The sequence below is a fragment of the Rhodocytophaga aerolata genome (assembly GCF_030503435.1).
In the GTDB taxonomy this organism is placed as follows: domain Bacteria; phylum Bacteroidota; class Bacteroidia; order Cytophagales; family 172606-1; genus Rhodocytophaga; species Rhodocytophaga aerolata.
In genome coordinates, this window is record NZ_JAUKPO010000011.1 from 57137 (window position 1) to 80621 (window position 23485).

Consider the following 23485-nt stretch of genomic DNA (forward strand, 5'->3'; position numbering starts at 1 on the left):
ACTGGTTCTGTGAACGAATGAATTTGATACTAAAAGCTCGTTTGACCAAAATATACATCAAGCAGCTATCTAATACATTCTTTTATTCCCCTTTTTATTCTAAATTTGCATATTTATTTATGCATCCAATTTGTCATAACTTGCACTGTTTAGCGTTTACCTATTGACTCAAAAGGATTGTTTACTATCTGCTAACATTTAAAACTTAACGCTACTTCATGTATTACCAGAAGTTATTTGGTAGACTATGCTATTCCTGCTCTTATATGAGACTAAAAATCAATACCTTACATATATTATTCATCTTTTTTTCTTTTACCAGTATTAGTTGTATCCCTCAAAAGAATATAGTTTATTTTCAAGGAGCAAGAAACCAGGGCACGTTAGATTCTGTGCCTATCTATGGTAGTCAGGATTATGAATACATTATTGGCCCCACTGATATATTAGGTGTACAAATTGATGGAGTAGATGACGCAATATTTGCTGCCTTTAAGCCTTCAACCTTAGCTGCAGGAGGAGGTAGGCCGATTGATAGAGGTTTACTGGTGGATAAACAAGGCCAGATTGAGCTACCTTATTTAGGAAAGATCAAACTTTCCGGGCTTACCCTGCCTCAAGCTGCAGACACAATTAAATCAAGGCTTTCAGTCTATATCACAGATTCAACCTTCATGTATGTGAACGTGAAAACGTTATCATTTCCCGTAACAGTTATTGGTGAAATAGGCAGTCCAGGTATATATCAAGCAGATAATGAATTTATGACTATTACTGAATTGCTGGCAAAGTCTGGTGACATGACGCAGTACAGCAACAGGAAAACCATTAAATTATATAGAACTGATCGAGAAACTAAACTTACCACTGTATATCAATTAGATTTAACAAAACCGGATCTTGTTCAGCCAATACTATCCAGGCTTCAACCTAATGATGTGATATATGTTGAACCTTTGCGAAGAAAGCAATTTCAAAGTGCTCTCCAGGTCATAGGATTTGGAAGTAGTATTGCTTCTATTGTAGTTTTAGCTTTCACTATTTATCAGAGATTTTAAGGATTTGTTATAACTTATGATGCCCCATACTTCTCCAAACTATGAAAACCAAGATATTGATTTTAAGCGAATTTTACGGCTTATCATCAATAACTGGCTTTTGATAGTAATACTAAGTTTACTAGCCATTGCATGTGCTTATGTCTATAACCGATATACACAGCCCGTCTATACAGCCGCAGGAAGTATTATTGTCAAAGATGAATCTTCTAACTCTTTGGGCCCTGATGCTGTTCAGCTCCAAGGTTTAGATCTATTTAAATCACAAAAGAACCTCTCAACTGAAATTGAGATTATCAAATCCAGATTAATTGTAGAAAGAGCTGTACAAAAAATGCCTTTCCCTTTGGAAGTTTCTTACTATGCAAAAGGAAGATTTAAAATAACAGACTTGTATAAACAAACTCCTTTTTTGATTAAATACGATACACTTTATCCGGGAGTTTATGGAAGAAACTTTGAAATTAAATTCATCGGAAATAATCAGTTTGAGTTTGGTTTTGAAGAGAATAAAGAAAATAAAACTTCTGTACACAAGATTAATGAGAAGTTTAAAAATAAATTTGGTGTATTTCACTTAGTAGCTAACCCACAAGGTCAGATGCTTGCAGAGCATGAAAATGGATATTCTTTTACGATACATTATCCAACAAGCCTCCCAGGAATGTATAGAGGCAAAGTGAATGTTTACAGAGCTAGTGAGAGTACGTCTATTTTGGTTATTTCTGTAACAGATGATGTAGCGGACAGAGCTACAGATTTTGTAAATACCCTTATTAATGTATATGCTGCATGGACAAAAGATGAAAAAACTAAAATAGCAAATAATACTATTGACTTTATCAATGAGCAATTAGTGCTTGTAAAAGATAGTTTAAATTTATCAGAACAGAATATAGAATCATTTAAAAAGAAAACAGGGATCACAAATTTAAGTGCTGATTTTGCTTTACAACGCTTTTCAAGCTTTGATAATAGGCGGTTAGAGATTGAAATTACTATGAAGTCCCTGGATTCGCTAGAAAATCATATAACCCAAGGAAAAGATGCAAGTCTTATTTCTACTTCTAATATTGGTGCCCAGGACCCCTTACTTAGTAGCACGTTAGCAGAATTAAATAAGCTGGAATTGCAAAAGAAAAATTTATTAATTAACAGCCGAGCTGCGCATATTCTTGTAAAACAGCTTGATAAAAAAATTGAAATTACTCGCCAGGAAGTTGTTAAAAATATCTACAGTTTCCGCGATGCACTTATTAATAATCTACAAACTATAAATTCTACGTTAAATAAATTTGAAAAAAAGCTAGCACAGATACCTTCTACGGAAAGGCAATTTCTGGGAATAGAACGAAACCGTTCACTGAATGAGAATATCTATCTGCTGCTTCTTCAGCAGAAAGAACGATATGGAATAGCCAAAGCTGCTGCGGTAGCCGATATTGTCGTACTTGATTATGCAGAAGGTGGATGGCAAATTAAGCCTAAGAAAAATATGGCCTACATTATCGGCATATTTTTAAGCATCTCGGCGTCTTTAAGTTTTATTTTTATTAAAGATTTTTTAAATGATACAATAGCAGACCGTTCACAGGTTGAAAAACTAACACAGGTTCCAGTGTTAGGCACCATCAACCATGCACACCAGACTAATGGCAGTAGCTTGGTGGTTCCTTTAAAACCTAAATCTGCAGTAGCAGAAGCTTTTCGGTCTATTCGTACAAACCTGCAATATTTGTCATCAGAGTCTAGCAGTAAAGTAGTAGTAGTCACCTCTACTATTAGTGGAGAAGGTAAAACATTTTTTTCGGTTAACATGGCTGCTATTTTGGCTATGTCAGATAAGAAAGTATTGTTGATGGGATTAGACTTGAGAAAGCCTAAAATTCATGAGGACTTTGATGTGCCCTCTGAAGCCGGGATTAGCAAAATATTAATAGGTAAAGCAAGCGCCGAAGAGGTTACTTTTAAGACCAAAATTGCTAATCTGGATGTATTACCTTCCGGGCCTGTTCCCCCAAATCCTTCAGAGTTGATTATGAGTGAACGGATGAAGAATTTAATAAATGAACTTCGTACCAAATATGACTATATTATTATTGACACCCCGCCAGTAGGACTTGTAACAGATGCCTTACTTGCTATGCAATATGCAGATATTAATATATTCATACTTAGGCAACGAAAATCGAAGAGAGAATATATTGAGACAGTAAACAAATTGTATACAGATAACACAATTAAGAATCTGGCCATTGTCTTGAATGATTTACGTATTGGAAGCAATTATGGGGGTTATTATGGAGGCTATCATTATGGAGGTTATGGATATGGATACTATGATGAAGAAAACAAAAAAACTTCCCTAATAAGCAGGGTGCGTAACCTATTTAACAGACAGTAATTACTATGCAAAAAATATTAACCGTTGTTGGTACCAGACCAAATATTATTAAAATCACCCGTTTTACTCACGAAAGCCAGAAATATTTAAGCATAGAACACAGCCTGCTTCATACTGGCCAACATTATAGCCAGAATATGAGTGATGTTTTTTTTTCTGAATTACAGCTTAAACAACCCGATTTTGTCTTAAAGATAAATGCCAGCACAGTCGTGTCTCAACTTGTAAATATTATGCAAGGTATTGAGCAAACGGTACAAAGCTATAAACCCGACTTAATGATAGTAGTAGGCGATGTAAATTCTACTCTGGCTGCAGCCTTAGTAGCCAACAAGATGAATATTCGCTTAGCACATTTGGAAAGTGGCCTGCGCAGTTTTGACAGGAGTATGCCTGAAGAAATAAACCGGATTATTACCGACTCTATTACAGATATTTTCTTTGTAACCGAACAAAGCGGTGTAGAAAATCTAACAAACGAAAATAAATTGCCAGAGCAGATTTTCCTTGTAGGAAACACTATGATAGATACCTTGGTAGCCTATGATGAGCACATTAAAGCATCGCCTATCTTACATAATCTGCAACTGAAACCAGCCTCCTATGCATTAATGACAATGCACCGGCCTGGTAATGTAGATACGAAAGAAGGATTATTGAAAATTATTGAAGTAATCGATTACTTAACGCAGCGCATCCGGTTGGTTTTCCCTATTCATCCGCGTACATTCAATAAGATAAAAGAATTTGACCTCCAGAATAAGTTATCTGCGAATAAAAACCTTATTTTAATGGACCCTGCCGGGTATTTAGATTTTCAAAACTTGATTTTACATTCCCTGTTTGTCATTACCGATAGTGGCGGCATACAAGAGGAGACTACTTTCCGGCAGATACCTTGTATTACGCTAAGACCCAATACAGAGCGGCCTTGCACAGTAAGTATTGGTTCGAATACGCTTCTCAACTTTGACCTGGATAAAATTAAAGCAACTGTTGAACAAATTTTCAGTAACACCTATAAGACGTGTGCTATTCCACCTTTGTGGGATGGCAAGGCGACAGAGAGAATTTTTGAGGTATTAAGTAAATTATAGAAAATAAGCTGATATTTTATTCGGTAATTCGTTAAACATTGGCATATTTATTTATTAGCACATCTACGCATATGCTTACGCACTTATTAATAAAAAACTATGCTTTAATAGAGCACCTAGAGCTAAAACCCGATAAAGAACTAAATATTATTACCGGGGAAACTGGTGCTGGTAAATCTATTATGCTGGGCGCTATTGGCTTGATGTTAGGAAACCGGGCAGATAACAAAGCTTTGTTTGATACCGATGAAAAATGTGTAATAGAGGGAAATTTTGATGTATCAGTTTATAAATTGAAGTCTTTTTTTGAAGAGGAAGAGCTAGATTATGACGATACCTGTATTATCAGACGGGAAATTAGTCCAAGTGGTAAATCCAGAGCTTTTATTAATGATACGCCTGTAAATCTGGAGACATTAAAAAAGATAGGTTCGCAATTGATGGACATCCATTCTCAGCACGACACTTTACTACTTGGGTCTAACATTTTCCAACTCAGCATTGTAGATAATTTTGCCGGAAATCAAAAGCTGATTCAACAATACAAAAATCTATATAAGCAATTCCGCAAAAAAGAAGATATCTATCGCAACCTGCGCGATAATGCATCTTCCGCTAAAAAAGAGCTAGATTACCATAGTTTCCTACTGACCGAATTAAGTGAAGCAAAGTTGGAAAGGGATGAACAGGAGCGCGTGGAAGAAGAATTAAATTTATTGGAAAATGCCGAAGAGGTAAAGATAAAACTGAATGCTGCCTTAGAATATCTCTCCAATGCCGAATTTTCGGCTATTGAGGGTTTACGGTCCGCCATGAGCAATCTGGGTCAAATAAGTAATTTATCTAAACCCTATGAAATTCTACGGGAACGGACAGAAAGCTGCTTAATTGAACTAAAGGATATAGTCTCTGAAATAGAGAGGGAAGAAATGAACGTGGAAGTCGATCCTGCCAAAGTGGATCAACTACAGGACCGGCTTAGCACGATTTACTCTTTACAGCAAAAGCATCAGGTAAAAACGGTGGAGGAGTTGCTTTCTATACAAGCCGAGTTGGCAGCTAAAGTAAGCAAAGTTCTGAATTTAGACGAAGAAATTGAGCAAGCCAGAATCGAAGCAGAAAAAAGTTATCAGGAAATGCTGCAAACGGCTCAGAAATTATCCAGATTACGTCAAGAGGCTATTCCTGGTATTGAGCAGGACTTGAAACAATTGCTTGCTGAGTTAGGCATGCCCAATGCTTCTGTAAAAATCACCCATCAGGAAATTAAACCTGGTGCAGACGGCATAGATGAAATTCATTTTCTTTTCACGGCAAATAAAGGGGTAAAACCCCAGGAACTTAAAAATGTAGCTTCCGGCGGCGAATTTTCAAGACTTATGTTGTGTGTAAAATACATTTTAGCTAGCAAAACCTCTTTGCCAACCATTATTTTCGACGAAATTGATACCGGCGTTTCCGGAGAGATTGCGATAAAAATGGGAAAAATGCTGAAAGATATGGCGCATAACCATCAAGTGATTGTGATTACACACCTACACCAGATTGCCTCCCGTGGAGAAGCACATTATTTTGTATACAAAGACACTTCTACAGACCGGACTATTACCAGAATAAAGCGATTAACACAGCAAGGCCGCATTAACGAAATAGCCAGAATTATTGGTGGAGAACCTCCATCTGCAAGTGCCATCCGGAATGCCAAGGAGTTTTTAGAATATTAAACTAACCAATTTAGTAGGTATCATTCAATTTTGCTGAAATAGTAAAGTTGACTGTTCACTTATATCAACCGGCAGTTAACTTTTAAAAGTAGCCAAAATGCTACTGAGCATCAAATTAGCATTATTTCTGGCTCGGCTAAACTCCGATATTTTTTCAATTTTGGCAATATTGTCCCAGTACCCTTTTAAATGTTTGGCTGAATCGTTCTGTAATCCTTGTAAAGCAATACGCCTTCTTCCTTCAAAAAAATCATCTTTTGGATTACTCATTTTATTAATAATATCAATGGATTGGCCGAGCAGGTTTTCAAATTCTTTTGCCCGTTCATCATCTATAGATAAGTCATTTACTCTATCACGAATTTTTCTTAATTGTGCTACTAATTCACTTGCCATAAGGTTATTGCTTGATAGAGTAAATATAACTATAAAGAAGAGCATTTTTGTAAAAATTTTTGATATATTCTAATATATAATTTCTACTGTAATTACAGATAGCATTATTTCCAACGTGTATCATATATTCTAGAGGATTCTGTTTTAATACAGGATATTTTCTAAGAAATAGGACTTCACTTTCGTATAAATTAGATAAACGAATACTGCTGATTTATTAAGACTTGTAAATTTGATATTATCTCTCCATTAAAAATAGTAGGTTTGTTGTTGTTTTGCTTTTAAGCATTCTGGCAGTTCAACAATAAATCAAACTAGCATGTCAAAAAAAATAGTCATTACTGGAGGGGCCGGTTTTGTTGGTTCATCTTTAGCTATCTACTTAAAAACAACGTATAGTTCTTATCAGATATATGCACTGGATAACTTAAAGCGGAAAGGCGCCCATTTGAATTTGCATAGATTAGCTGATAACGGGGTAATTTTTGTACATGGGGATATTCGCAACAAAGAGGATTTCGAAAGTTTTCCGCAGGATATCGATTTTGTGATTGAAGCTTCTGCTGAACCATCTATATTAGCTGGAATGGATGGCACTCCTGATTATTTAATCAATACCAATCTGGTGGGCACTATCAACTGCCTTAATTTTGCAAAAAAATGCAAAGCCGGATTCATTTTTCTGTCTACCAGCCGGGTATATCCTATAAAGAAAATCGAAGAAATTGCCTATATTGAACAGAATACACGTTTTGCTCTAGCAAATAAGCAACAGTTACCTGGTATTTCCAGCCTGGGGATTAATGAAAATTTCCCTTTGGACGGATACCGGTCCCTATACGGAGCTACCAAACTAGCTTCAGAACTACTTATTCAAGAGTATAATCATTTTTATAATTTACCTACCGTGATTAACCGCTGTGGAGTTCTTACAGGCCCTTGGCAGATGGGTAAAGTAGATCAGGGAGTAGTAGTTTTGTGGATGGCTAAGCATTTCTGGAAACAAAAACTTGCTTATTTGGGTTATGAGGGAACGGGGAAACAGGTAAGAGATGTTCTACATATTGCCGACCTTCTTCAGTTGATAGATTATCAATTACATAATTTTCATTTGATTAATGGGGAAATATTTAATGTAGGAGGCGGCGAACAGGTAAGTGTCTCTTTATTGGAATTAACTGGTTTTGCTCAAGCTATTACTGGTAACAAAATTCCGGTAGATCAGGTGAAAGAGAACCGGCAGGCAGATATACGGATTTATATAACTGATCATTCAAAAGTTACAAAAGTCACCGGCTGGCAACCTCAATACACGGTTGAACAAATAGTAGAGGATATTTATAACTGGATCAAAGATTATAAGCACCAATTGGAAACTGTTTTAAAATAAATTTGTAACAACTTTTTATAGTATAAACAGAGATATAATCAGTATCAAATTGCAACTATAAGATTTGTATTTAAAGAATTTAATACAGAACTTGCAGAATATAAAACTAGTACATATGAATAATAACAAAGTCTCTTTGCTTGCTAAATCATCCGGCCCAATTATGTATGGTGCTTGTTGTTGTATGGGCTAAAAAAAAGGCTTTTTATTATCTAGCTATACATAGATTGTTTAAAGGGTCTTTTTTTAGAAAGACCTTTCTTGTTTATATACTATTTTTAATGATTGACTCAGAATATTCTTCTGAGATAAAAATTTAAGCCAAATCTCTACTAAATCTATATGGAAAGCTTTAGAACAGAATTAGAAAACCCTGTAGTCTCCAAAGACATTCTTAATCTGGAAAAACAGATTAGATTGTTTAAAGAAGGCGTTATTCATCCAGACAAATTCCGCAGCCTGCGTTTGGCCCGTGGAATATATGGCCAGCGGCAACCTGGTGTACAGATGATTCGGATCAAGCTTCCTTTTGGCAGACTTACTGTAAAACAGTTGTTGCGCATTGCAGATGTTTCTGATGAATATGCTACAGGTAATTTGCACTTAACAACCCGCCAGGATATTCAGATCCATTTTGTTAGCCTGGATAGAACGCCGGAACTTTGGGGAAAACTTTCCCTAGATGACATTACCATCCGGGAAGCTTGCGGAAATACAGTACGGAACATAACAGGTACATACAAAGCAGGTATAGATCCCAAAGAGCCTTTTGATATTTCTCCCTATGCTCATGAAATGTTTCAGTATTTCTTGAGAAATCCGGTTTGCCAGGAAATGGGCCGTAAGTTTAAGATATCCTTCTCTTCCAGCGAAGAAGATGAATCATTAAGCTACATCCACGACATTGGGTTTATACCGAAAGTAAAACAGGTAGACGGTCAGGAAGTACGAGGGTTTAAAGTAGTAGTAGGTGGTGGATTGGGCGCACAGCCTTACTTAGCTCAACTAGCTTATGAATTTTTAGAAGAAGATCAGATAATTCCTTTTGCCGAAGGAGTCATTCGGGTTTTTGACCGCTATGGCGAACGCAATCGCCGCCACAAAGCCCGCTTGAAATTCCTTATCGAAGAAATTGGCTTCGATACATTTTTAGAACTGGTAGATAAAGAACGTTTAGCCTTAAAAAGCAAAACCTATAAAATAAACCGGGATATATTATCACAACCTGTTCCGCCTATAGAAAGAGAAATTCCGGCGGTAGCAATTCAGGACAAAGCTAAATATGAAACATGGCTGAAAACCAATGTCTTTGAACAAAAGCAGAAAGGGTTTTATGCGGTGAATATTAAAATATTACTAGGCGATATGGAAACGGAGATTGCCCGTAAGCTTACACCTATTGTACAAGCTTATGCTGCCGACGACATCCGGGTAACCATGAACCAAGGATTAATGTTAAAATTTATCCGCAAAGAAGCATTGCCAGTGGTATTTACTGAATTGGACAAAATCGGCTTAGCAGATCCAGGATTCGACAGTACGGCAGATGTTACCGCCTGCCCAGGAACCGATACCTGTAACCTGGCTATTTCCAGCAGTACTGGAATAGCTAAAGAACTAGAGCGGGTAATTGAAGCGGAGTACCCGGATTTAGTATATAACTCTGACATAAAAATAAAAATAAGTGGCTGTATGAATGCCTGCGGCCAACACAGCATTGCCAATATCGGTTTCCACGGAAGTTCAATAAAAAAGGGGCCAAATGTGTTGCCTGCGCTGCAAGTAATGATTGGTGGAGGCACAAAGGGCGATGGCGCCGGTTTAGTGGCCGATAAGGTAATAAAAGTTCCTAGCAAGCGTGGTCCGGATGTGGTGCGTTACATTCTGAACGACTTTGAAGATAATGCAGTAGAGGGTGAATACTTCAACAACTATTACGCACGTAAAGGCAAAGACTATTATTATCAGCTATTAAAACCTTTAGCCAGTACTGAGAAACTAGTAGAATCTGACTTTGTAGACTGGGGCCACAATGAAAAATTTGAAACCGCTATTGGTGTAGGAGAATGCGCGGGGGTGATGATTGACTTAGTAGCTACTTTATTTTACGAAACAGAAGAAAAACTGAGCTGGGCTGCTGAAGCCTTGGAATCTAAAATATATGCCGATTCCATCTATCATAGCTACAGTGCCATTATCAGTACAGCCAAAGCTTTCCTATTAACGCAGGATATAGCTTGCAATACGCATCATGGCATTATCAATGACTTTGATAAACAGGTTATTCAGAACGGCATAATCTCTTTAGCAACAGATTTTAAAACATTTGTTGGTCAGATAAATTCCAATGAACCAAGTGAGGCTTTTGCTAAGAAATATTTGCAGGATGCGATAGATTTCTATCAGCAAATTACAGTTAAACGCCAGCAGTTGCAGGAGCAAGAAACAAACGCAGCGTAATAAACTACCCGATAAGCTCTAACACTTATCGGGTAGTGTTGTATAATCCACTAAGATACATTAATGAAAAATAATATAAAACCTAAAGTAACCCTTGTGGGCGCCGGACCTGGGGATGCTGATTTAATTACGTTAAAAGGGATAAAAGCCTTGCAAAAAGCCGATATCGTGCTTTATGATGCATTAGTGAATAAAGAACTGCTAGAATACATCCCGGTAGATACGCCAGCCATATTCGTAGGGAAAAGATTTGAAAATCATTCGTATACGCAGGAGCAGATTAATCAGCTAATTGTAGACTCGGCATTAACATATGGCCATGTCGTACGATTGAAAGGTGGCGATTCTTTTGTATTTGGCAGGGGACATGAGGAAATTATGTATGCCCGGGCTCATAATATTGAAACATCTGTAATACCAGGTATTTCTAGTTCAATAGCTGTACCTGAATTGCAGCAAATCCCGCTGACCAGCCGGGGAATCAGTGAAAGTTTCTGGGTTTTGACTGGCACTACCAAGAAAGGGGAAGTATCGGCAGACATAGAATTAGCTGCACAATCTAATGCCACGGCTATTATTTTAATGGGTGTGCATCAATTAAGGCAAATTTGTGCCTTATATCAAAAATATAACAAAGGTCAACAGGCTGTAGCCGTTATTCAGAACGGATCATTACCAGATGAAAAAATTGCCTTAGGTACCATTGATACCATTGTAGATGTTGCTCTGGATCAGGCTGTAGGCTCTCCGGCTATTATAGTTATTGGAGATGTAGTAAAAGAGCACCCAGAATATTTACTAGAAATAAGCAAACAGCATTTCAAAGACCTTATACAAAACCGCTAATTCATGCAGGAAGCTGAAAGAGAAGGCAATTTACTTTTTCCGGTATTTCTTAAGTTGGAAGAGTTAAACCTGCTTGTTGTGGGAGGCGGATTCATTGGCATGGAAAAAATGAGTGCGGTGCTGAAAAATAGTCCGGCAACCCATGTTACCTTAGTAGGGATAATTATTTCAGAGGAAATAAAGGAATTTGTTAAAGAATATCCGAATGTAACATTAGTAGAGAGAGCCTTTTTGGAAACTGATCTGGATGGAAAAGACATTGTGATAGCTGCCACCAGCGACCGTGCCTTAAATGCGTATGTGAAACAAGAAGCGAAAAAGCGAAAAGTACTAGCCAATATTGCGGATACTCCTGATCTGTGTGACTTCTACCTTGGTTCTATTGTAAAAAAAGGTGACTTAAAAATAGCCATTTCTACCAATGGTAAATCTCCGACCCTTGCCAAACGTATGCGCCAGTTCTTTGAAGAACATTTACCAGATAGTACACAACTGCTGCTCGATAATTTAACGAATATCCGCAATCAACTAGGGGGAGCTTTTGAAGAGAAAGTGAATCGGTTGAATGAAATCACCTCATCTTTTTTATCTCAACAAGAAAAGGCACCGTCTCCACCTACAATAAAGGAATCTGAGAACCTCACGCCGGATACTAAATAGCTAGAATAGACTTTAACAATCATCCTATATTTCACAGAAAAGCCTGCCAAAATTGACAGGCTTTTCTGTGATAGCGTCTATTCAATTATATTCGAATCACGGGTCTCTACTTTGGGCTCTTGTCCGCCTCTGAGAATGGTACTTCCACTGAATTTCCGGCTCTGGTCGATGGTAACAGGGGTTAGCCAGTCCGCTTCCTTCATCTGCCCGCTTTGGCCAAAAGCAGCCAATGCATTGCTATAACAGACTGCCCGGATATGCTCCAGAGGTATACCTTTCTCTAGCATTAAAGCAGCGGTTTTGGGTACAGCCAATGGATCACTAATTCCCCAATCGGCCGCACTATTCACCATAATACGTTCAGGACCATACTTTTTTACAAGTTCAGCCATCCGTTCGTTCCCCATTTTTGTTCGGGGATAAATAGTAAAAGCCGCCCAGAAACCTCTGTTTAATACTTCCTCTACTGTTTCTTCATTGTTATGATCTACAATCACTTTAGTTGGGTCTAGGTTGTGTTCTATGCACACATCCATACTGCGGGTAGTTCCTTTTTTCTTATCCCGGTGTGGCGTATGAATCTGTACAGGCAGATCCAGTTCTTTGGCCAGTTCGAGTTGTAGCCGGTAATACTTATCTTCTGCGGCAGTCTGGTCGTCGTAGCCAATTTCACCTATTCCCACCACCCCCTCTTTACTAGCAAACAACGGAAGCAATTCCATTACCTGCTCGGCTAAAGGTTCATTGTTTGATTCTTTTGAGTTTAAGCCGATGGTGCAGTAATGCCTGATCCCAAACTGACTTGCCCGGAACCGCTCCCACCCTACCAGACTGCTATAATAATCTTTAAAACTACCGGCTTCTGTACGGGCCTGGCCAAGCCAGAAAGCAGGTTCAATAATGGCAACAATTCCTGCTTTACGCATGGCATCATAATCGTCCGTTGTCCGGGAGGTCATATGCACATGCGGATCTATAAACATCATATCTTTTATGGTATTCATACTATCAGATTTTAAAATTCAATACTATTATATACTAGGTGCTTTTACCAATTTTATGGCTTTCTCTGGGCAAGCCGTTACACATAGGCCACAGGCATGGCAAACCTCTGCCCGTACAGCAAAAGCTTTTTGCCTGCCATGAACAAATGTCTTCAGCTTACCTACTAAGTTTAGTGTACGATACGCCTCATCTGAAATAGCTTGCATTTCAAATACATCATACGGACAAACGTCTACGCAATCTTTTTTTCCTTCACATTTGGAAAGGTTGACTACAGGAACAAGTTTTCCGGCTTCTGGTTTACATGCAGCTGTATCTTTTATAGACATACTATAGAATTTATTGTACCGGTATTTGTTTACTGAAGCTGTCCCAGGTTAATTCGCCACTTTCTATTTTCTGTTTTAAATCAGGATAGCTGTCTAATAAGTTTTTTGCTTCTGGAAAAGTACTTTGTGTACAAGCCAGGGCAGCCGCTGTTTGTTGCATTGTGTCTCCTGATGCAAAAAGGGCTTTGATATCAGGCAATATCTGTTCGTTGATAAAGGGTCCCACTGGCCGCCATAACTCTACAGGTACAGGTCGTTTGGCAGCCCACCGTTCATGTGCAAAGTCTGACAATGTATTAGCCAGGGCAACGTTCGCACGTTTGTCTAACCCCTGAATGCGGTGTAGCGGACTTCCTACAAAAATGGCTTTCAATACCATTTGATTCCATGCGGCTTCGTCCATGTATTCAGCAGGATAGGGATTATCCAGGGCAATGGCATTGAATACCACCGTCATGTTGGTGCGAATACCCTCAGATGCCCGGCTTTTAAAGTCTTCGGGATAAGGAAATAAAGATAAACCCAGATATAAAGCAGTTTGCTCTCCTACATCAGCTGTAGCAAACAACTGGGATAATATGTTTAAAAATTGCTCTTTGTTTTCATATGGCAGCGAAAGCACCAGAAGGATTCTTGCCACCTGGTCTGTTGTCCATCCGGTAGGTGTTAAACCATTGCGAAGATAGTAGGCAATCTCTAGGTCATTCTTATCGAGTTTAATTAAATCCTTTCCTGTATACCGGGGAACCATTCCGAAAGTAAGAAAGAAATTGCGGCTTAAATCCGACTCTTGCCTGAGTAGCTCCTGCTTTTGCCTGATCCATTCAATGGTTTTTTCTGAGGTATTTTTTGCTATCCAATTGTATAAGATTTCCTTAGCGGAGCCTATATCCGCCTGATAAGTAATATCCGGCATATCTTAAAAATGTTTTATAGTTAAAGCTGGAAAGTTATAAAATAAAGGGGGAAATTCATATGTAAACACAAAAATGTATGCAGCCATCCCACACAACGTTCCATCGAAATTCTGCATGAGTCAGCAAATAAAAAAGCAACGTATAAATATACGTTGCTCATGTTTAACACCTGTATTTATTTAGTAAGTAATTGCTGTAATCAATATTTTGGCTATTATTTATATTATATGGCTCCTTCTAATACATCTTTAATGTTTACCCGGGTACCATCTTTATATGGGACAATCCAAGCATCTTTTACTCCCATAGCCCGTAAATATTTTTTAAATGTGTCAGCCTCCCAATAATCGCCAAAATACCCGATTGTATATTTTTTTACGCCATCCTGGTCAACATCGCCACTAAAATTCTGGTTATTCTCAAAGTACTTGGTTAAGTCTTTGTTTCTGAAAGCACCAATTTGCACTTTAAATACAACCCCTTTGGCACTTACTTTTTTTCCGGTAATGTTAGAGGATTGTTCTTCAGCCATCTTCGCTTGCAGCTCTTTCAATTCTGCCTGCAAACGGCTAATTTCAGTGTCTTTATAGCTAATTCTTTCTTCCACACCAAGCAACTGCGCATTTAACTCACTAGATTCGGCCTTTAGCTTAGCTTGCTCTTCCATCATACTTTTGTATTCTAAAGGATCAAGGCTTTTTGCTTTCTTTTTCCATTCCTTCTCTATGGCTTTATCTTCTTTGGTTTTCTTCCGCTTTTGTGCATAGCTGCTGTTTGACAGAAAGCATACACACAGGCAAAGCGTTAAAAGAATTAGTACGTTTTTCATAAGTATTTTACATCATTTATTTTACTGGAAACAAAACACACCTGTGTTAACTAGCAAGACCCTATTTGATAATACGCTTATTACCAAGTATTACTTATGCAGTAAAAATACCGGCTTGCAAGTACAGTGTTCTCTTTATTTCCTGCTAAATCATACGCAGCATAGGAATTGAAAGTAATGTAGGGTTACTTCCGAAAGTAACGGGCCCCATGCGTAGATATACATAAAAAACGGAGGAGTAGAAATCAATAGAAAATTATCCACAAAAAGCAAATACTTATCCACAACCTATAAAAAATATTTACAGGCCTCTGATAATGAACAAATTAGCAATGTATTTAAAAAATGACTTGTGGATAAGTCTTCTATCAGCTGGAACGATAGCGAAAAATTAACAACTTATGGGCATAATAGCAACTCTAAAACAAAGAAAATTAATATCCCTTTTTCTGCGTATTGTTTAAATATTAATGCAAACATTAGTACATTGATTACTTAAAAGGAATTCGTTATAGTACCTGTAGGAGCATATATACTACCTGTATTTTGTAAAGGCAGCCTAATTAAAGTTCTTCCTGAGTAACGGACAATTATTCGTTCTGTATGCTTACTCAGGAAAGTAGATGCATAAAGATTTTTGGACATGAAAGCAATAATTCCGGTAGCAGGTGTAGGCTCTAAGCTGAGGCCGCATACCCATACACAACCTAAAGCCTTGGTGCCGGTAGCCGGCAAACCTATTCTAGCACATATAATTGATGGCCTGCTTGAAGGTGGCATTCGTGAGTTTGTGTTAGTGGTAGGTTATTTAGGAGATAAAATTGAGAAGTTTATCCATACCACCTATACAGATATTAAAGTAGAGTTTGTAATACAAGAGCCCCGGGAAGGTCTGGGACATGCCATATGGCTAACAAAACCTTTTATTGAGCAGGAAGAAGCCGTACTAATTGTTCTAGGCGACACCATTGTTAATGTAGATATACAAGCATTGGTTCAGTCGAAAAACAGTGTGTTAGGGGTGATGAAGGTAAGCACGCCATGGCTGTTTGGTATAGCAGAAGTTGATGGGCAGGGATTGATAAAAAGGCTTGTAGAGAAGCCAAAAATACCTAAATCCAATCTGGCGCTGGTGGGTATCTATAAGATTGTAAATCCGGCTTTGTTGATTGCTACCTTACAGTATTTAATCGATCATCAGATAAAAACGCAAAATGACTACCACCTAACCGATGCTTTAATGAAGATGATTGAAGAGGGTGAAAAAATGACAACCATTCAGGTAAATAACTGGTATGACTGTGGTAAGAAGCAAACCCTTCTGGAAGCAAACGCCATATTGTTAGGAAGGATGGAACCTAATCGACCTATACAAGATTTTCCAGAGACAATTATTATACCGCCTGTTAGTATTGGAAATAATTGCCTGGTTAATAACTCTATTATCGGGCCTCATGTAGCTATTGGAGATAATACCAATATACAAGCATCTATCATTAATAATTCTATTATTGGTTCGTACAGTGAATTATCTAATGTCGTGCTGCACGATTCAATTATTGGCAACGATTCTTCGCTAAAAGGTTTGAGCCAGAGCCTAAATATTGGAGACAATACAGAAATTAACTTCAGCCGGTAGAATTTTTTTGTACTTTTTAATTAGAATCTACAAAGCAAACCGCCCCGGCAACTAAGTTGCCGGGGCGGTTTGCTTTGTACTTAGAGATTAATGTATACCTTATCTGCTACCTTTTAAGCTGTCTGGCGTACCAATGCCTAACAATTCCATCTCAAAAATTAATGTAGAATTAGGGCCAATATCCGGGCCTGCACCTCTTTCGCCATATGCCAGTTCAGCCGGTATATATAACTCCCATTTAGAGCCTACTTTCATCAGTTGTAACGCTTCAGTCCAGCCTGGAATCAATTGATTGGCAGGATACACAAGCGGCTGTCCATTATCAAGAGAGGTATCAAACACTTTACCAGCGATTGTTTTACCTGTATAATGCGCAACTACTGTATCGCTAGCAGCCGGAGAAGGGCCATTCCCCTCTTTCAATATTTTATATTGCAAACCGCTGGCAGTTGTTTTTACGCCTTCTTTGGATTTATTTTGGGCCAAAAAATTCTGACCTTCTTTCAGGTTTTTATCTGATTTTTTAGTCTGTAAATTCTGAAAATAACTGCTCAGGTACATACCTGCTTGCTCTGCACTCATTAAGGCATTCCCTTTTTTGGTTGTATCGCCGGGAGTAGCTGCCGGTGCAGACATAATATCTTCAATGGCTTTTGCCAGCACTTCTGTGTTTACCGTATCTAAACCCTGGCTTTTAATGGTCTGTCCAAAGTATACGCCAAGGCTATAACTAACCGAATCATTTTCACTTTGTAAGGAAGCCGAGCCTTTGTTGTTCTTTTGCAGATTACAAGCACTTAATGCGAACATGCCTGCAACAAGAGCAAATACTACATTTTTTAATCTCATTATGATGAAGTTATGTTTAATTGAAACCGCAAAATTAAGATATTATTTGTTAACAAACCTAAGTAAATGCTACTTTTTAGAGGGGGGTTCTTCAGGTTTATAAGCCTACTTTTTCAGAAATCAAATATTCGTCTGTGCGTTTATTATTCATGGTAGTAATGAGTTCAGCTAAAAAACCAGCCAGAAACAATTGCACGCCTACGATAATGGCAACAATAGCAAAGTAAAAAAACGGATGATCTGTAGCATTCCGGTATGGCAATTTATTATGTATAGCATAGGCCTTATCCAATACGAGCCCAACAGCTACTGCTAAGCCAAACACAAAAGAAAGACTACCCATACTTCCAAAGAAATGCATTGGCCTTTTCCGGAATTTAGACACAAAGGTTATAGAGAGCAGATCCAGAAATCCGAAAATAAAACGTTCCCAACCAAATTTGGTTTTTCCATATTTACGTGGCTGGTGCTGCACTTCTTTTTCAGTAATTTTAGAAAATCCCTGCCACTTAGCGATAACGGGGATATAGCGGTGCATTTCCCCATATAAATCAATGGTTTTTACTACCTTTTGCTGGTATGCTTTTAACCCACAGTTAAAATCGTGCAATTTTATGCCAGAAATCCGACTGGTTACTGAATTAAAAAACCTGGATGGAATAGTTTTACTAACCGGATCGTAACGCTTCTTTTTCCAGCCGGATACCAGATCATATTTTTGTTTAGTGATCATGTTGAACAACTCTGGAATTTCATCCGGGCTGTCCTGCAAATCAGCGTCCATGGTAATCACTACTTTGCCTATGGAAGCCTTAAAGCCAACATCCAAGGCAGCCGATTTGCCATAATTCCTGTTGAAACGGATGCCCTTAATGGCCGGATTCTGATTGGACAGAAAACTGATAACATTCCACGATTCGTCCTGGCTGCCATCGTCAATAATTATTACTTCGTAGCTGAATTTATTCTCCTGCATTACACGGGTAATCCAGATACATAGCTCAGGCAAAGACTCGGCTTCGTCTTTGGCAGGTATGACAACTGAAATATCCGGGTTTTGCTGCATAAAAGGTACAAAATTAGAAGATTCATTCTTTAAGTGGGTAAGCGAAACGGGCCAAGGCTACAGACGTATGTAGATTAAGCCACTTTAATATTTTTATACATCTCCGCCAGCGTCTCCACTACATAATCTACTTCTTTGGGTGTATTGTATTTGCTGAAAGAAAAACGCACCGATGTTCTATCAGGAGGGCAGTTTAATGCGGCTAATACATGAGAACCAATGTTGGTGCCACTAGCGCAGGCACTGCCACCAGAAGCTGATATTTTTTGTATATCCAGGTTGAAGAGCAACATATCATTTAGTTCAGAAGGTGGCAGATTTACATTGAGCACTGTATATAAACTTTTTTCCGCATTCGCTGAATCGCCATTAAAGTAAATATCTTCTATAGAAGTTTTCAGTTTCTCAATCATGCGGGATTTTAAGCTTTGAATGTACTGCTGATGCTCCGCCATATCCCGGTAGGCTACTTCCAGGGCTTTTGCCAGCCCAATAATGCCATATACATTTTCAGTACCTCCCCGCATATTTCTCTCTTGCGAGCCACCAGTAATAAAGGGTTGTATCTTCAGCGAATTGTTAATGTATAAGAATCCGACTCCTTTTGGCCCGTGAAATTTATGGGCTGCTCCTACAATAAAGTTTATGTTTAATTTTCTTAAATCGTGCCTGTAATGTCCCATCGTTTGCACAGTATCCGAATGAAATACGGCTTTATAATGGCTACATAATTCTCCGATTGCTTCAATATTTGTCAGGTTACCTACTTCGTTATTCGCATGCATTAATGAAACCAGAGAACGGGGGTTGGTTTTTAACAACTCTTCTAGATGGTTCATTTCTACATGGCCTTTTTCATCTAGCCTGACAAAGCTTACTTGAATTTTACCTAGGCGGTGTAGTTCCTCCAACGTATGCAGCACGGCATGGTGCTCGATAGGAGAAGTAATAGCATGGGTAATATTCAGGGTTTCTACAGTGGAACGGATAGCCGTATTATCTGCTTCGGTGCCGCCAGACGTAAAAAATATCTCGGAAGGTGAAGTGTTTAATAAAGCAGCAATTGTTTTACGGGATTTTTCAATAGCGGCTCTGGCTTCTCTCCCATGCGAATGAATGGAAGACGGATTCCCATATTGATTCATCATATAAGGAATCATGGCATCCAACACTTCTTTATCTAAGGGTGTAGTGGCTGCATTATCAAAGTATACCCGCATAATTGACTTAATATAAATATTTTAGAAAGATAGGTAAATCAGCCCGGTATGGCTAGGCTGACGATCCATCGTCGTCAAAACTCAGATTTCGGCTTGAGAGCCTTATTGCTGCGAAACAATTTCTTTAATATCTGTAATTATTTTGTTAGCCAGATATTCAGCGGTTGCCTGCGTTTCTGATTCAGAGTAAATGCGTATAATGGGTTCAGTATTGGATTTTCTTAAATGTACCCACTCTTTATCAAATTCTATTTTTACACCGTCTACTGCATTTATCGGATTTTTGCTATACTTTTCCTTAATGCTGGCAAGTATATTATCTACATTGATATCAGGGGTAAGCTCAATCTTATTTTTGGAGATATGGTAATTGGGGTATGTAGCCCGTAACCTGGATACTGAATAGCCTGTAGTAGCCAGGTGGCTTAAAAATAGCGCAATGCCAACTAATGCATCCCGGCCATGGTGCAACTCAGGATAAATAATACCTCCATTTCCTTCGCCACCAATAACCGCATCGTTTTCTTTCATGGCTGTTACCACATTTACTTCTCCCACAGCTGAGGCAAAATAAGTACCTCCGGCTTTTTCCGTTACATCGCGGAGTGCACGGGTAGAAGAAAGGTTAGAAACCGTATTCCCGGTTTTGTTTTTCAATACATAATCTGCTACAGCAACCAGCGTATATTCTTCACCGAACATGCTTCCATCTTCACAAACCAGTGCCAGGCGGTCTACATCCGGATCTACAGCAATACCCAGGTCATAACGGCCACGTTGTATTTCGTTGGAAATCTGGAGCAAATTTTCTGGCAAAGGCTCCGGATTATGGGCAAAATTACCGGTAGGCTCTCCATTCAACAAAGTTACCTTTTTTACACCCAATGCTTTTAGTAGCATAGGTACAGCTACACCCCCACTAGAATTGACTGCATCTACAATAATATAGTATTGTTTGGCAGCAATAGCCGCCTGGTTAACGAGTGGCAGTTGCAATATAGCATCTATGTGTTTTTGCAGATATGTTTCATCGGTATAATACTTGCCCAGCTTCTTTACTTCAGCAAACTCAAAACTTTCGCTTTCGGCAATCTGCAATACTTCTTCTCCATCCTTAGCAGATATAAACTCACCGTTCTCATTCAATAACTTCAGGGCATTCCATTGAACCGGATTGTGGCTGGCTGTAATAATGATACCTCCGGATGCTTTTTCTGCTACCACCGCAAGTTCTACGGTAGGCGTTGTAGATAAACCAATATCTACTACATCCAAGCCCACGCCCTGTAGAGTAGCAGCTACCAGTTTTGATGCCATATCTCCGGAAATCCGTGCATCGCGGCCTATCACAATCTTATGCTCGTTCACTTGTCGCGACTTTACCCATGTACCATAGGCGGCTGTAAATTTTACAATATCTAAAGGCGTAAAAGACTCGCCGGCTTTTCCCCCGATAGTTCCCCTGATACCAGAAATTGATTTGATTAATGACACTATGTTTCAGTTTTTGATAGAAATAAGAAAATGGCAAATTAAACGAGTTTAACTTGAATTTTGTGCAAAACTTTAAAGAAATTTCCACAGTTTACTTGGCAATCTCAGGCAGATTTGCTGTCTGGCACTCGCCTGCTTTTTTACCACAGGCACAGTCTATCCCTTTTTTCATTAATTCAGGATTCATAGAGGCGCATGTTCCTTTAAACTCGCCGTCTTTTACTAAAAGCAACCGTACAGATAATCCTACAAAAAATAAGGCTAATATAACTACTGCTAATAATATCGTTACCATAACTATGTTTAGATTAATGTGAGGCAAAAATAGTCAATTAATGTGACTATACAGATATAACTATTCCTTACTCTATTAAGTTTCTATGAATGAAGCAAAGCCATGAACATAGGCATCCATATTTTTGTTACCATTATTTTTATATACCTTCGTTACTAAAATAATACAGGCAGCTTATATATTTATTCTTGATTAAGAGATATAATAAGTATTTTTGTTTGATGTTAATTGTATAACTTCGTTTCTTTTCAATGAGATATTACAAATATTATCTGCTAAGCCTAGCAGTAATCATCTTAGACCAGACAGTGAAAATGCTGGTGCATTTCAATATGGAGCTGGGTACAGCAGGGCAGATTCCGGTGTTTGGTGATTGGTTTAAGTTACATTACACGCTCAATCCGGGTATGGCTTTTGGCCTCCAGTTAGGTTCAGAATACGGTAAACTAATCCTGAGTATTTTCCGTTTGGCAGCCATGATCGGGATTGCTATGTATCTGCGGGTACTGGCTAAACGGGGTGTGCATCCTGGTTTGTTATGGTGTACAGCCCTCATTCTTGGGGGTGCTATTGGCAACGTCATTGATAGTACTTTTTATGGCGTATACTTAAACAATGCTCCTTATGACTCCCCAACTCCCTGGTTTCATGGGCAGGTAATAGATATGTTTTACCTCGATATTTGGGAAGGCATAGTTCCTAAGTGGATTCCTTTGATCGGAGGAGAATTTTATTCGTTATGGCCTATTTTTAACATAGCTGATGCTTCTATTTTTGTAGGCGTAGCCATCATTTTAATCATGCAGAAGAAATTCTTTGCCGAAAAAGAGGTAAATCATCAGGAAACGTTGAACGAAAATACCATTGCTGATTTGAATAATTAGCCGACTATACACAAAACAAAAACAGGGTAAGCTACAAAGGTTTACCCTGTTTTCGTTTAGCACAATTTAAAATTTGGCTGAAACCAACTTACTCTTCCATTAGCTTACCAAGCAAAGATCCTCCTTCTTTACTGGAATTTTTACCATAGGGAGCCAACGCTTGCACTAGTTTAGAAATAGGCATCGACTGAATCCAAACCCGGCCAGTGCCTTGCAAAGTAGCCAGGAAAAGACCTTCGCCACCAAAAACCATAGAACGCAGCCCGCCAGAACGCTGAATGTCGAAGCTGACTCCTGTTTCAAAGGCAACGACGCATCCGGTATCTACTCTCAATATTTCGTTATTCAAGTGTTTTTCTACCACCGTTCCGCCGGCATGTACAAAAGCTAATCCATCTCCTTGTAATTTTTGCAGAATAAACCCCTCTCCTCCAAATAAGCCAGAGCCAATATTTTTATTAAAATGCATGGAGATATTTGTTCCTAAAGCTGCACACAGAAAAGCATCTCGCTGCACTATTAACTGATTTCCGTAAATACTTCCCAAATTTATGGGAATAACGGTACCAGGATAAGGAGCTGCAAAAGCGACTCTTGTACGCATATGCCCTCTGTTTGTAAAATGGGTCATAAATAACGACTCTCCGGTAATAAGCCTTGATCCGGCAGACATCAGTTTACCTAAAAAACTTTGGTTGGGCTGAGACCCGTCGCCCATTTTTGTCTCATATTCAATGCCATTTTCCATATAGAGCATGGCACCTGCTTCGGCAATTACAGTTTCTCTGGGATCTAGTTCAACTTCAACGATTTGTATATCGTCGCCGATAATTTTGTAATCTATTTCATGTGATCTCATAAGGAATGGAAGGGTTAAATTCTGACCTAAATAACTGTATAATTACTAAACGTAACATCGGTTA

General features: G+C 38.5%; 21 protein-coding genes. 10 read left to right on the forward strand and 11 right to left on the reverse strand.

Features of this window, described 5'->3' with window-relative positions:
• Nucleotides 1-266: 266 nt before the first annotated feature.
• The 4 genes from Q0590_RS18675 (at nucleotide 267) to recN (ending at nucleotide 6283) form a co-directional block, all read left to right on the forward strand.
• Nucleotides 267-1058 carry a polysaccharide biosynthesis/export family protein gene (locus Q0590_RS18675; protein ID WP_302039109.1) on the forward strand — a complete coding sequence of 264 codons (792 nt, stop codon included), beginning with the start codon at nucleotides 267-269 and terminating at the stop codon, nucleotides 1056-1058.
• A gap of 16 nt (nucleotides 1059-1074) precedes the next feature.
• Nucleotides 1075-3462, forward strand: a complete 2388-nt coding sequence (locus tag Q0590_RS18680) for a GumC family protein (protein ID WP_302039110.1) — start codon at nucleotides 1075-1077, stop codon at nucleotides 3460-3462.
• A gap of 5 nt (nucleotides 3463-3467) precedes the next feature.
• On the forward strand, nucleotides 3468-4559 hold the full coding sequence (gene wecB / locus Q0590_RS18685) for a non-hydrolyzing UDP-N-acetylglucosamine 2-epimerase (RefSeq protein WP_302039111.1): 1092 nt from the start codon (nucleotides 3468-3470) through the stop codon (nucleotides 4557-4559).
• Between the two features lie 71 nt (nucleotides 4560-4630).
• Nucleotides 4631-6283 carry a DNA repair protein RecN gene (gene recN / locus Q0590_RS18690; RefSeq protein ID WP_302039112.1) on the forward strand — a complete coding sequence of 551 codons (1653 nt, stop codon included), beginning with the start codon at nucleotides 4631-4633 and terminating at the stop codon, nucleotides 6281-6283.
• Nucleotides 6284-6358: 75 nt separating this feature from the next.
• On the opposite strand, the gene Q0590_RS18695 is transcribed toward recN, so the two are convergent.
• Nucleotides 6359-6679, reverse strand: a complete 321-nt coding sequence (locus tag Q0590_RS18695) for a hypothetical protein (RefSeq protein WP_302039113.1) — start codon at nucleotides 6677-6679, stop codon at nucleotides 6359-6361.
• 319 nt (nucleotides 6680-6998) lie between these two features.
• On the opposite strand from Q0590_RS18695, the gene Q0590_RS18700 reads away from it, so the two are divergent.
• The 4 genes from Q0590_RS18700 (at nucleotide 6999) to Q0590_RS18715 (ending at nucleotide 12035) form a co-directional block, all read left to right on the forward strand.
• Nucleotides 6999-8069 carry an NAD-dependent epimerase/dehydratase family protein gene (locus Q0590_RS18700; RefSeq protein ID WP_302039114.1) on the forward strand — a complete coding sequence of 357 codons (1071 nt, stop codon included), beginning with the start codon at nucleotides 6999-7001 and terminating at the stop codon, nucleotides 8067-8069.
• Between the two features lie 342 nt (nucleotides 8070-8411).
• Nucleotides 8412-10529, forward strand: coding sequence for a ferredoxin-like domain-containing protein (locus tag Q0590_RS18705; protein WP_302039115.1), 2118 nt, complete (start codon nucleotides 8412-8414; stop codon nucleotides 10527-10529).
• A gap of 63 nt (nucleotides 10530-10592) precedes the next feature.
• On the forward strand, nucleotides 10593-11375 hold the full coding sequence (cobA, locus tag Q0590_RS18710; protein ID WP_302039116.1) for a uroporphyrinogen-III C-methyltransferase: 783 nt from the start codon (nucleotides 10593-10595) through the stop codon (nucleotides 11373-11375).
• 3 nt (nucleotides 11376-11378) lie between these two features.
• A complete protein-coding gene (locus Q0590_RS18715; protein ID WP_302039117.1) occupies nucleotides 11379-12035 on the forward strand; it encodes a precorrin-2 dehydrogenase/sirohydrochlorin ferrochelatase family protein in 657 nt (218 codons plus the stop codon).
• A gap of 77 nt (nucleotides 12036-12112) precedes the next feature.
• On the opposite strand, the gene Q0590_RS18720 is transcribed toward Q0590_RS18715, so the two are convergent.
• From Q0590_RS18720 to Q0590_RS18735, 4 genes are all read right to left on the reverse strand, one after another.
• A complete protein-coding gene (locus tag Q0590_RS18720) occupies nucleotides 12113-13039 on the reverse strand; it encodes a TatD family hydrolase (protein ID WP_302039118.1) in 927 nt (308 codons plus the stop codon).
• A gap of 27 nt (nucleotides 13040-13066) precedes the next feature.
• Nucleotides 13067-13369 (reverse strand): 4Fe-4S dicluster domain-containing protein, encoded by a 303-nt coding sequence (locus tag Q0590_RS18725; protein ID WP_302039119.1) that lies wholly within the window; start codon nucleotides 13367-13369, stop codon nucleotides 13067-13069.
• A gap of 10 nt (nucleotides 13370-13379) precedes the next feature.
• A complete protein-coding gene (locus Q0590_RS18730) occupies nucleotides 13380-14285 on the reverse strand; it encodes an EboA domain-containing protein (RefSeq protein ID WP_302039120.1) in 906 nt (301 codons plus the stop codon).
• A gap of 224 nt (nucleotides 14286-14509) precedes the next feature.
• Nucleotides 14510-15115 (reverse strand): Ezrin/radixin/moesin family protein, encoded by a 606-nt coding sequence (locus Q0590_RS18735; RefSeq protein ID WP_302039121.1) that lies wholly within the window; start codon nucleotides 15113-15115, stop codon nucleotides 14510-14512.
• Between the two features lie 643 nt (nucleotides 15116-15758).
• Between Q0590_RS18735 and Q0590_RS18740 the strand changes: the two genes are divergently transcribed.
• A complete protein-coding gene (locus Q0590_RS18740; RefSeq protein ID WP_302039122.1) occupies nucleotides 15759-16754 on the forward strand; it encodes a sugar phosphate nucleotidyltransferase in 996 nt (331 codons plus the stop codon).
• A 99-nt stretch (nucleotides 16755-16853) separates the two neighbouring features.
• Here Q0590_RS18740 and bamJ read toward each other — a convergent pair whose 3' ends face one another.
• From bamJ to Q0590_RS18765, 5 genes are all read right to left on the reverse strand, one after another.
• Nucleotides 16854-17603: a BamJ family beta-barrel-assembly machinery protein gene (bamJ, locus tag Q0590_RS18745; protein ID WP_302039123.1), complete on the reverse strand. Its 750-nt coding sequence runs from the start codon at nucleotides 17601-17603 to the stop codon at nucleotides 16854-16856.
• A gap of 97 nt (nucleotides 17604-17700) precedes the next feature.
• Nucleotides 17701-18669, reverse strand: coding sequence for a glycosyltransferase family 2 protein (locus tag Q0590_RS18750; protein WP_302039124.1), 969 nt, complete (start codon nucleotides 18667-18669; stop codon nucleotides 17701-17703).
• Between the two features lie 74 nt (nucleotides 18670-18743).
• The gene (locus Q0590_RS18755) at nucleotides 18744-19889 is read right to left on the reverse strand and encodes a cysteine desulfurase family protein (RefSeq protein WP_302039125.1); all 1146 of its coding nucleotides are present in this window, start codon (nucleotides 19887-19889) and stop codon (nucleotides 18744-18746) included.
• A 102-nt stretch (nucleotides 19890-19991) separates the two neighbouring features.
• On the reverse strand, nucleotides 19992-21383 hold the full coding sequence (gene glmM / locus Q0590_RS18760) for a phosphoglucosamine mutase (protein ID WP_302039126.1): 1392 nt from the start codon (nucleotides 21381-21383) through the stop codon (nucleotides 19992-19994).
• 91 nt (nucleotides 21384-21474) lie between these two features.
• Nucleotides 21475-21678, reverse strand: coding sequence for a hypothetical protein (locus Q0590_RS18765; protein WP_302039127.1), 204 nt, complete (start codon nucleotides 21676-21678; stop codon nucleotides 21475-21477).
• Between the two features lie 251 nt (nucleotides 21679-21929).
• Here Q0590_RS18765 and Q0590_RS18770 point away from each other — a divergent pair, with 251 nt between their 5' ends.
• Nucleotides 21930-22562, forward strand: a complete 633-nt coding sequence (locus Q0590_RS18770) for a lipoprotein signal peptidase (RefSeq protein WP_302039128.1) — start codon at nucleotides 21930-21932, stop codon at nucleotides 22560-22562.
• Between the two features lie 88 nt (nucleotides 22563-22650).
• Here Q0590_RS18770 and Q0590_RS18775 read toward each other — a convergent pair whose 3' ends face one another.
• Nucleotides 22651-23421, reverse strand: coding sequence for a TIGR00266 family protein (locus Q0590_RS18775; protein ID WP_302039129.1), 771 nt, complete (start codon nucleotides 23419-23421; stop codon nucleotides 22651-22653).
• Between the last annotated feature and the right edge of the window lie 64 nt (nucleotides 23422-23485).

What these genes read in the sequence shown, in the direction of transcription:
- Q0590_RS18675 (WP_302039109.1), top strand. Translation starts at nt 267, where the DNA reads ATGAGACTAAAAATCAATACCTTACATATATTATTCATCTTTTTTTCT.
- Q0590_RS18680 (WP_302039110.1), top strand. Translation starts at nt 1,075, where the DNA reads ATGATGCCCCATACTTCTCCAAACTATGAAAACCAAGATATTGATTTT.
- wecB (WP_302039111.1), top strand. Translation starts at nt 3,468, where the DNA reads ATGCAAAAAATATTAACCGTTGTTGGTACCAGACCAAATATTATTAAA.
- recN (WP_302039112.1), top strand. Translation starts at nt 4,631, where the DNA reads ATGCTTACGCACTTATTAATAAAAAACTATGCTTTAATAGAGCACCTA.
- Q0590_RS18695 (WP_302039113.1), bottom strand. Translation starts at nt 6,679, where the DNA reads ATGGCAAGTGAATTAGTAGCACAATTAAGAAAAATTCGTGATAGAGTA.
- Q0590_RS18700 (WP_302039114.1), top strand. Translation starts at nt 6,999, where the DNA reads ATGTCAAAAAAAATAGTCATTACTGGAGGGGCCGGTTTTGTTGGTTCA.
- Q0590_RS18705 (WP_302039115.1), top strand. Translation starts at nt 8,412, where the DNA reads ATGGAAAGCTTTAGAACAGAATTAGAAAACCCTGTAGTCTCCAAAGAC.
- cobA (WP_302039116.1), top strand. Translation starts at nt 10,593, where the DNA reads ATGAAAAATAATATAAAACCTAAAGTAACCCTTGTGGGCGCCGGACCT.
- Q0590_RS18715 (WP_302039117.1), top strand. Translation starts at nt 11,379, where the DNA reads ATGCAGGAAGCTGAAAGAGAAGGCAATTTACTTTTTCCGGTATTTCTT.
- Q0590_RS18720 (WP_302039118.1), bottom strand. Translation starts at nt 13,039, where the DNA reads ATGAATACCATAAAAGATATGATGTTTATAGATCCGCATGTGCATATG.
- Q0590_RS18725 (WP_302039119.1), bottom strand. Translation starts at nt 13,369, where the DNA reads ATGTCTATAAAAGATACAGCTGCATGTAAACCAGAAGCCGGAAAACTT.
- Q0590_RS18730 (WP_302039120.1), bottom strand. Translation starts at nt 14,285, where the DNA reads ATGCCGGATATTACTTATCAGGCGGATATAGGCTCCGCTAAGGAAATC.
- Q0590_RS18735 (WP_302039121.1), bottom strand. Translation starts at nt 15,115, where the DNA reads ATGAAAAACGTACTAATTCTTTTAACGCTTTGCCTGTGTGTATGCTTT.
- Q0590_RS18740 (WP_302039122.1), top strand. Translation starts at nt 15,759, where the DNA reads ATGAAAGCAATAATTCCGGTAGCAGGTGTAGGCTCTAAGCTGAGGCCG.
- bamJ (WP_302039123.1), bottom strand. Translation starts at nt 17,603, where the DNA reads ATGAGATTAAAAAATGTAGTATTTGCTCTTGTTGCAGGCATGTTCGCA.
- Q0590_RS18750 (WP_302039124.1), bottom strand. Translation starts at nt 18,669, where the DNA reads ATGCAGCAAAACCCGGATATTTCAGTTGTCATACCTGCCAAAGACGAA.
- Q0590_RS18755 (WP_302039125.1), bottom strand. Translation starts at nt 19,889, where the DNA reads ATGCGGGTATACTTTGATAATGCAGCCACTACACCCTTAGATAAAGAA.
- Q0590_RS18765 (WP_302039127.1), bottom strand. Translation starts at nt 21,678, where the DNA reads ATGGTAACGATATTATTAGCAGTAGTTATATTAGCCTTATTTTTTGTA.
- Q0590_RS18770 (WP_302039128.1), top strand. Translation starts at nt 21,930, where the DNA reads ATGAGATATTACAAATATTATCTGCTAAGCCTAGCAGTAATCATCTTA.
- Q0590_RS18775 (WP_302039129.1), bottom strand. Translation starts at nt 23,421, where the DNA reads ATGAGATCACATGAAATAGATTACAAAATTATCGGCGACGATATACAA.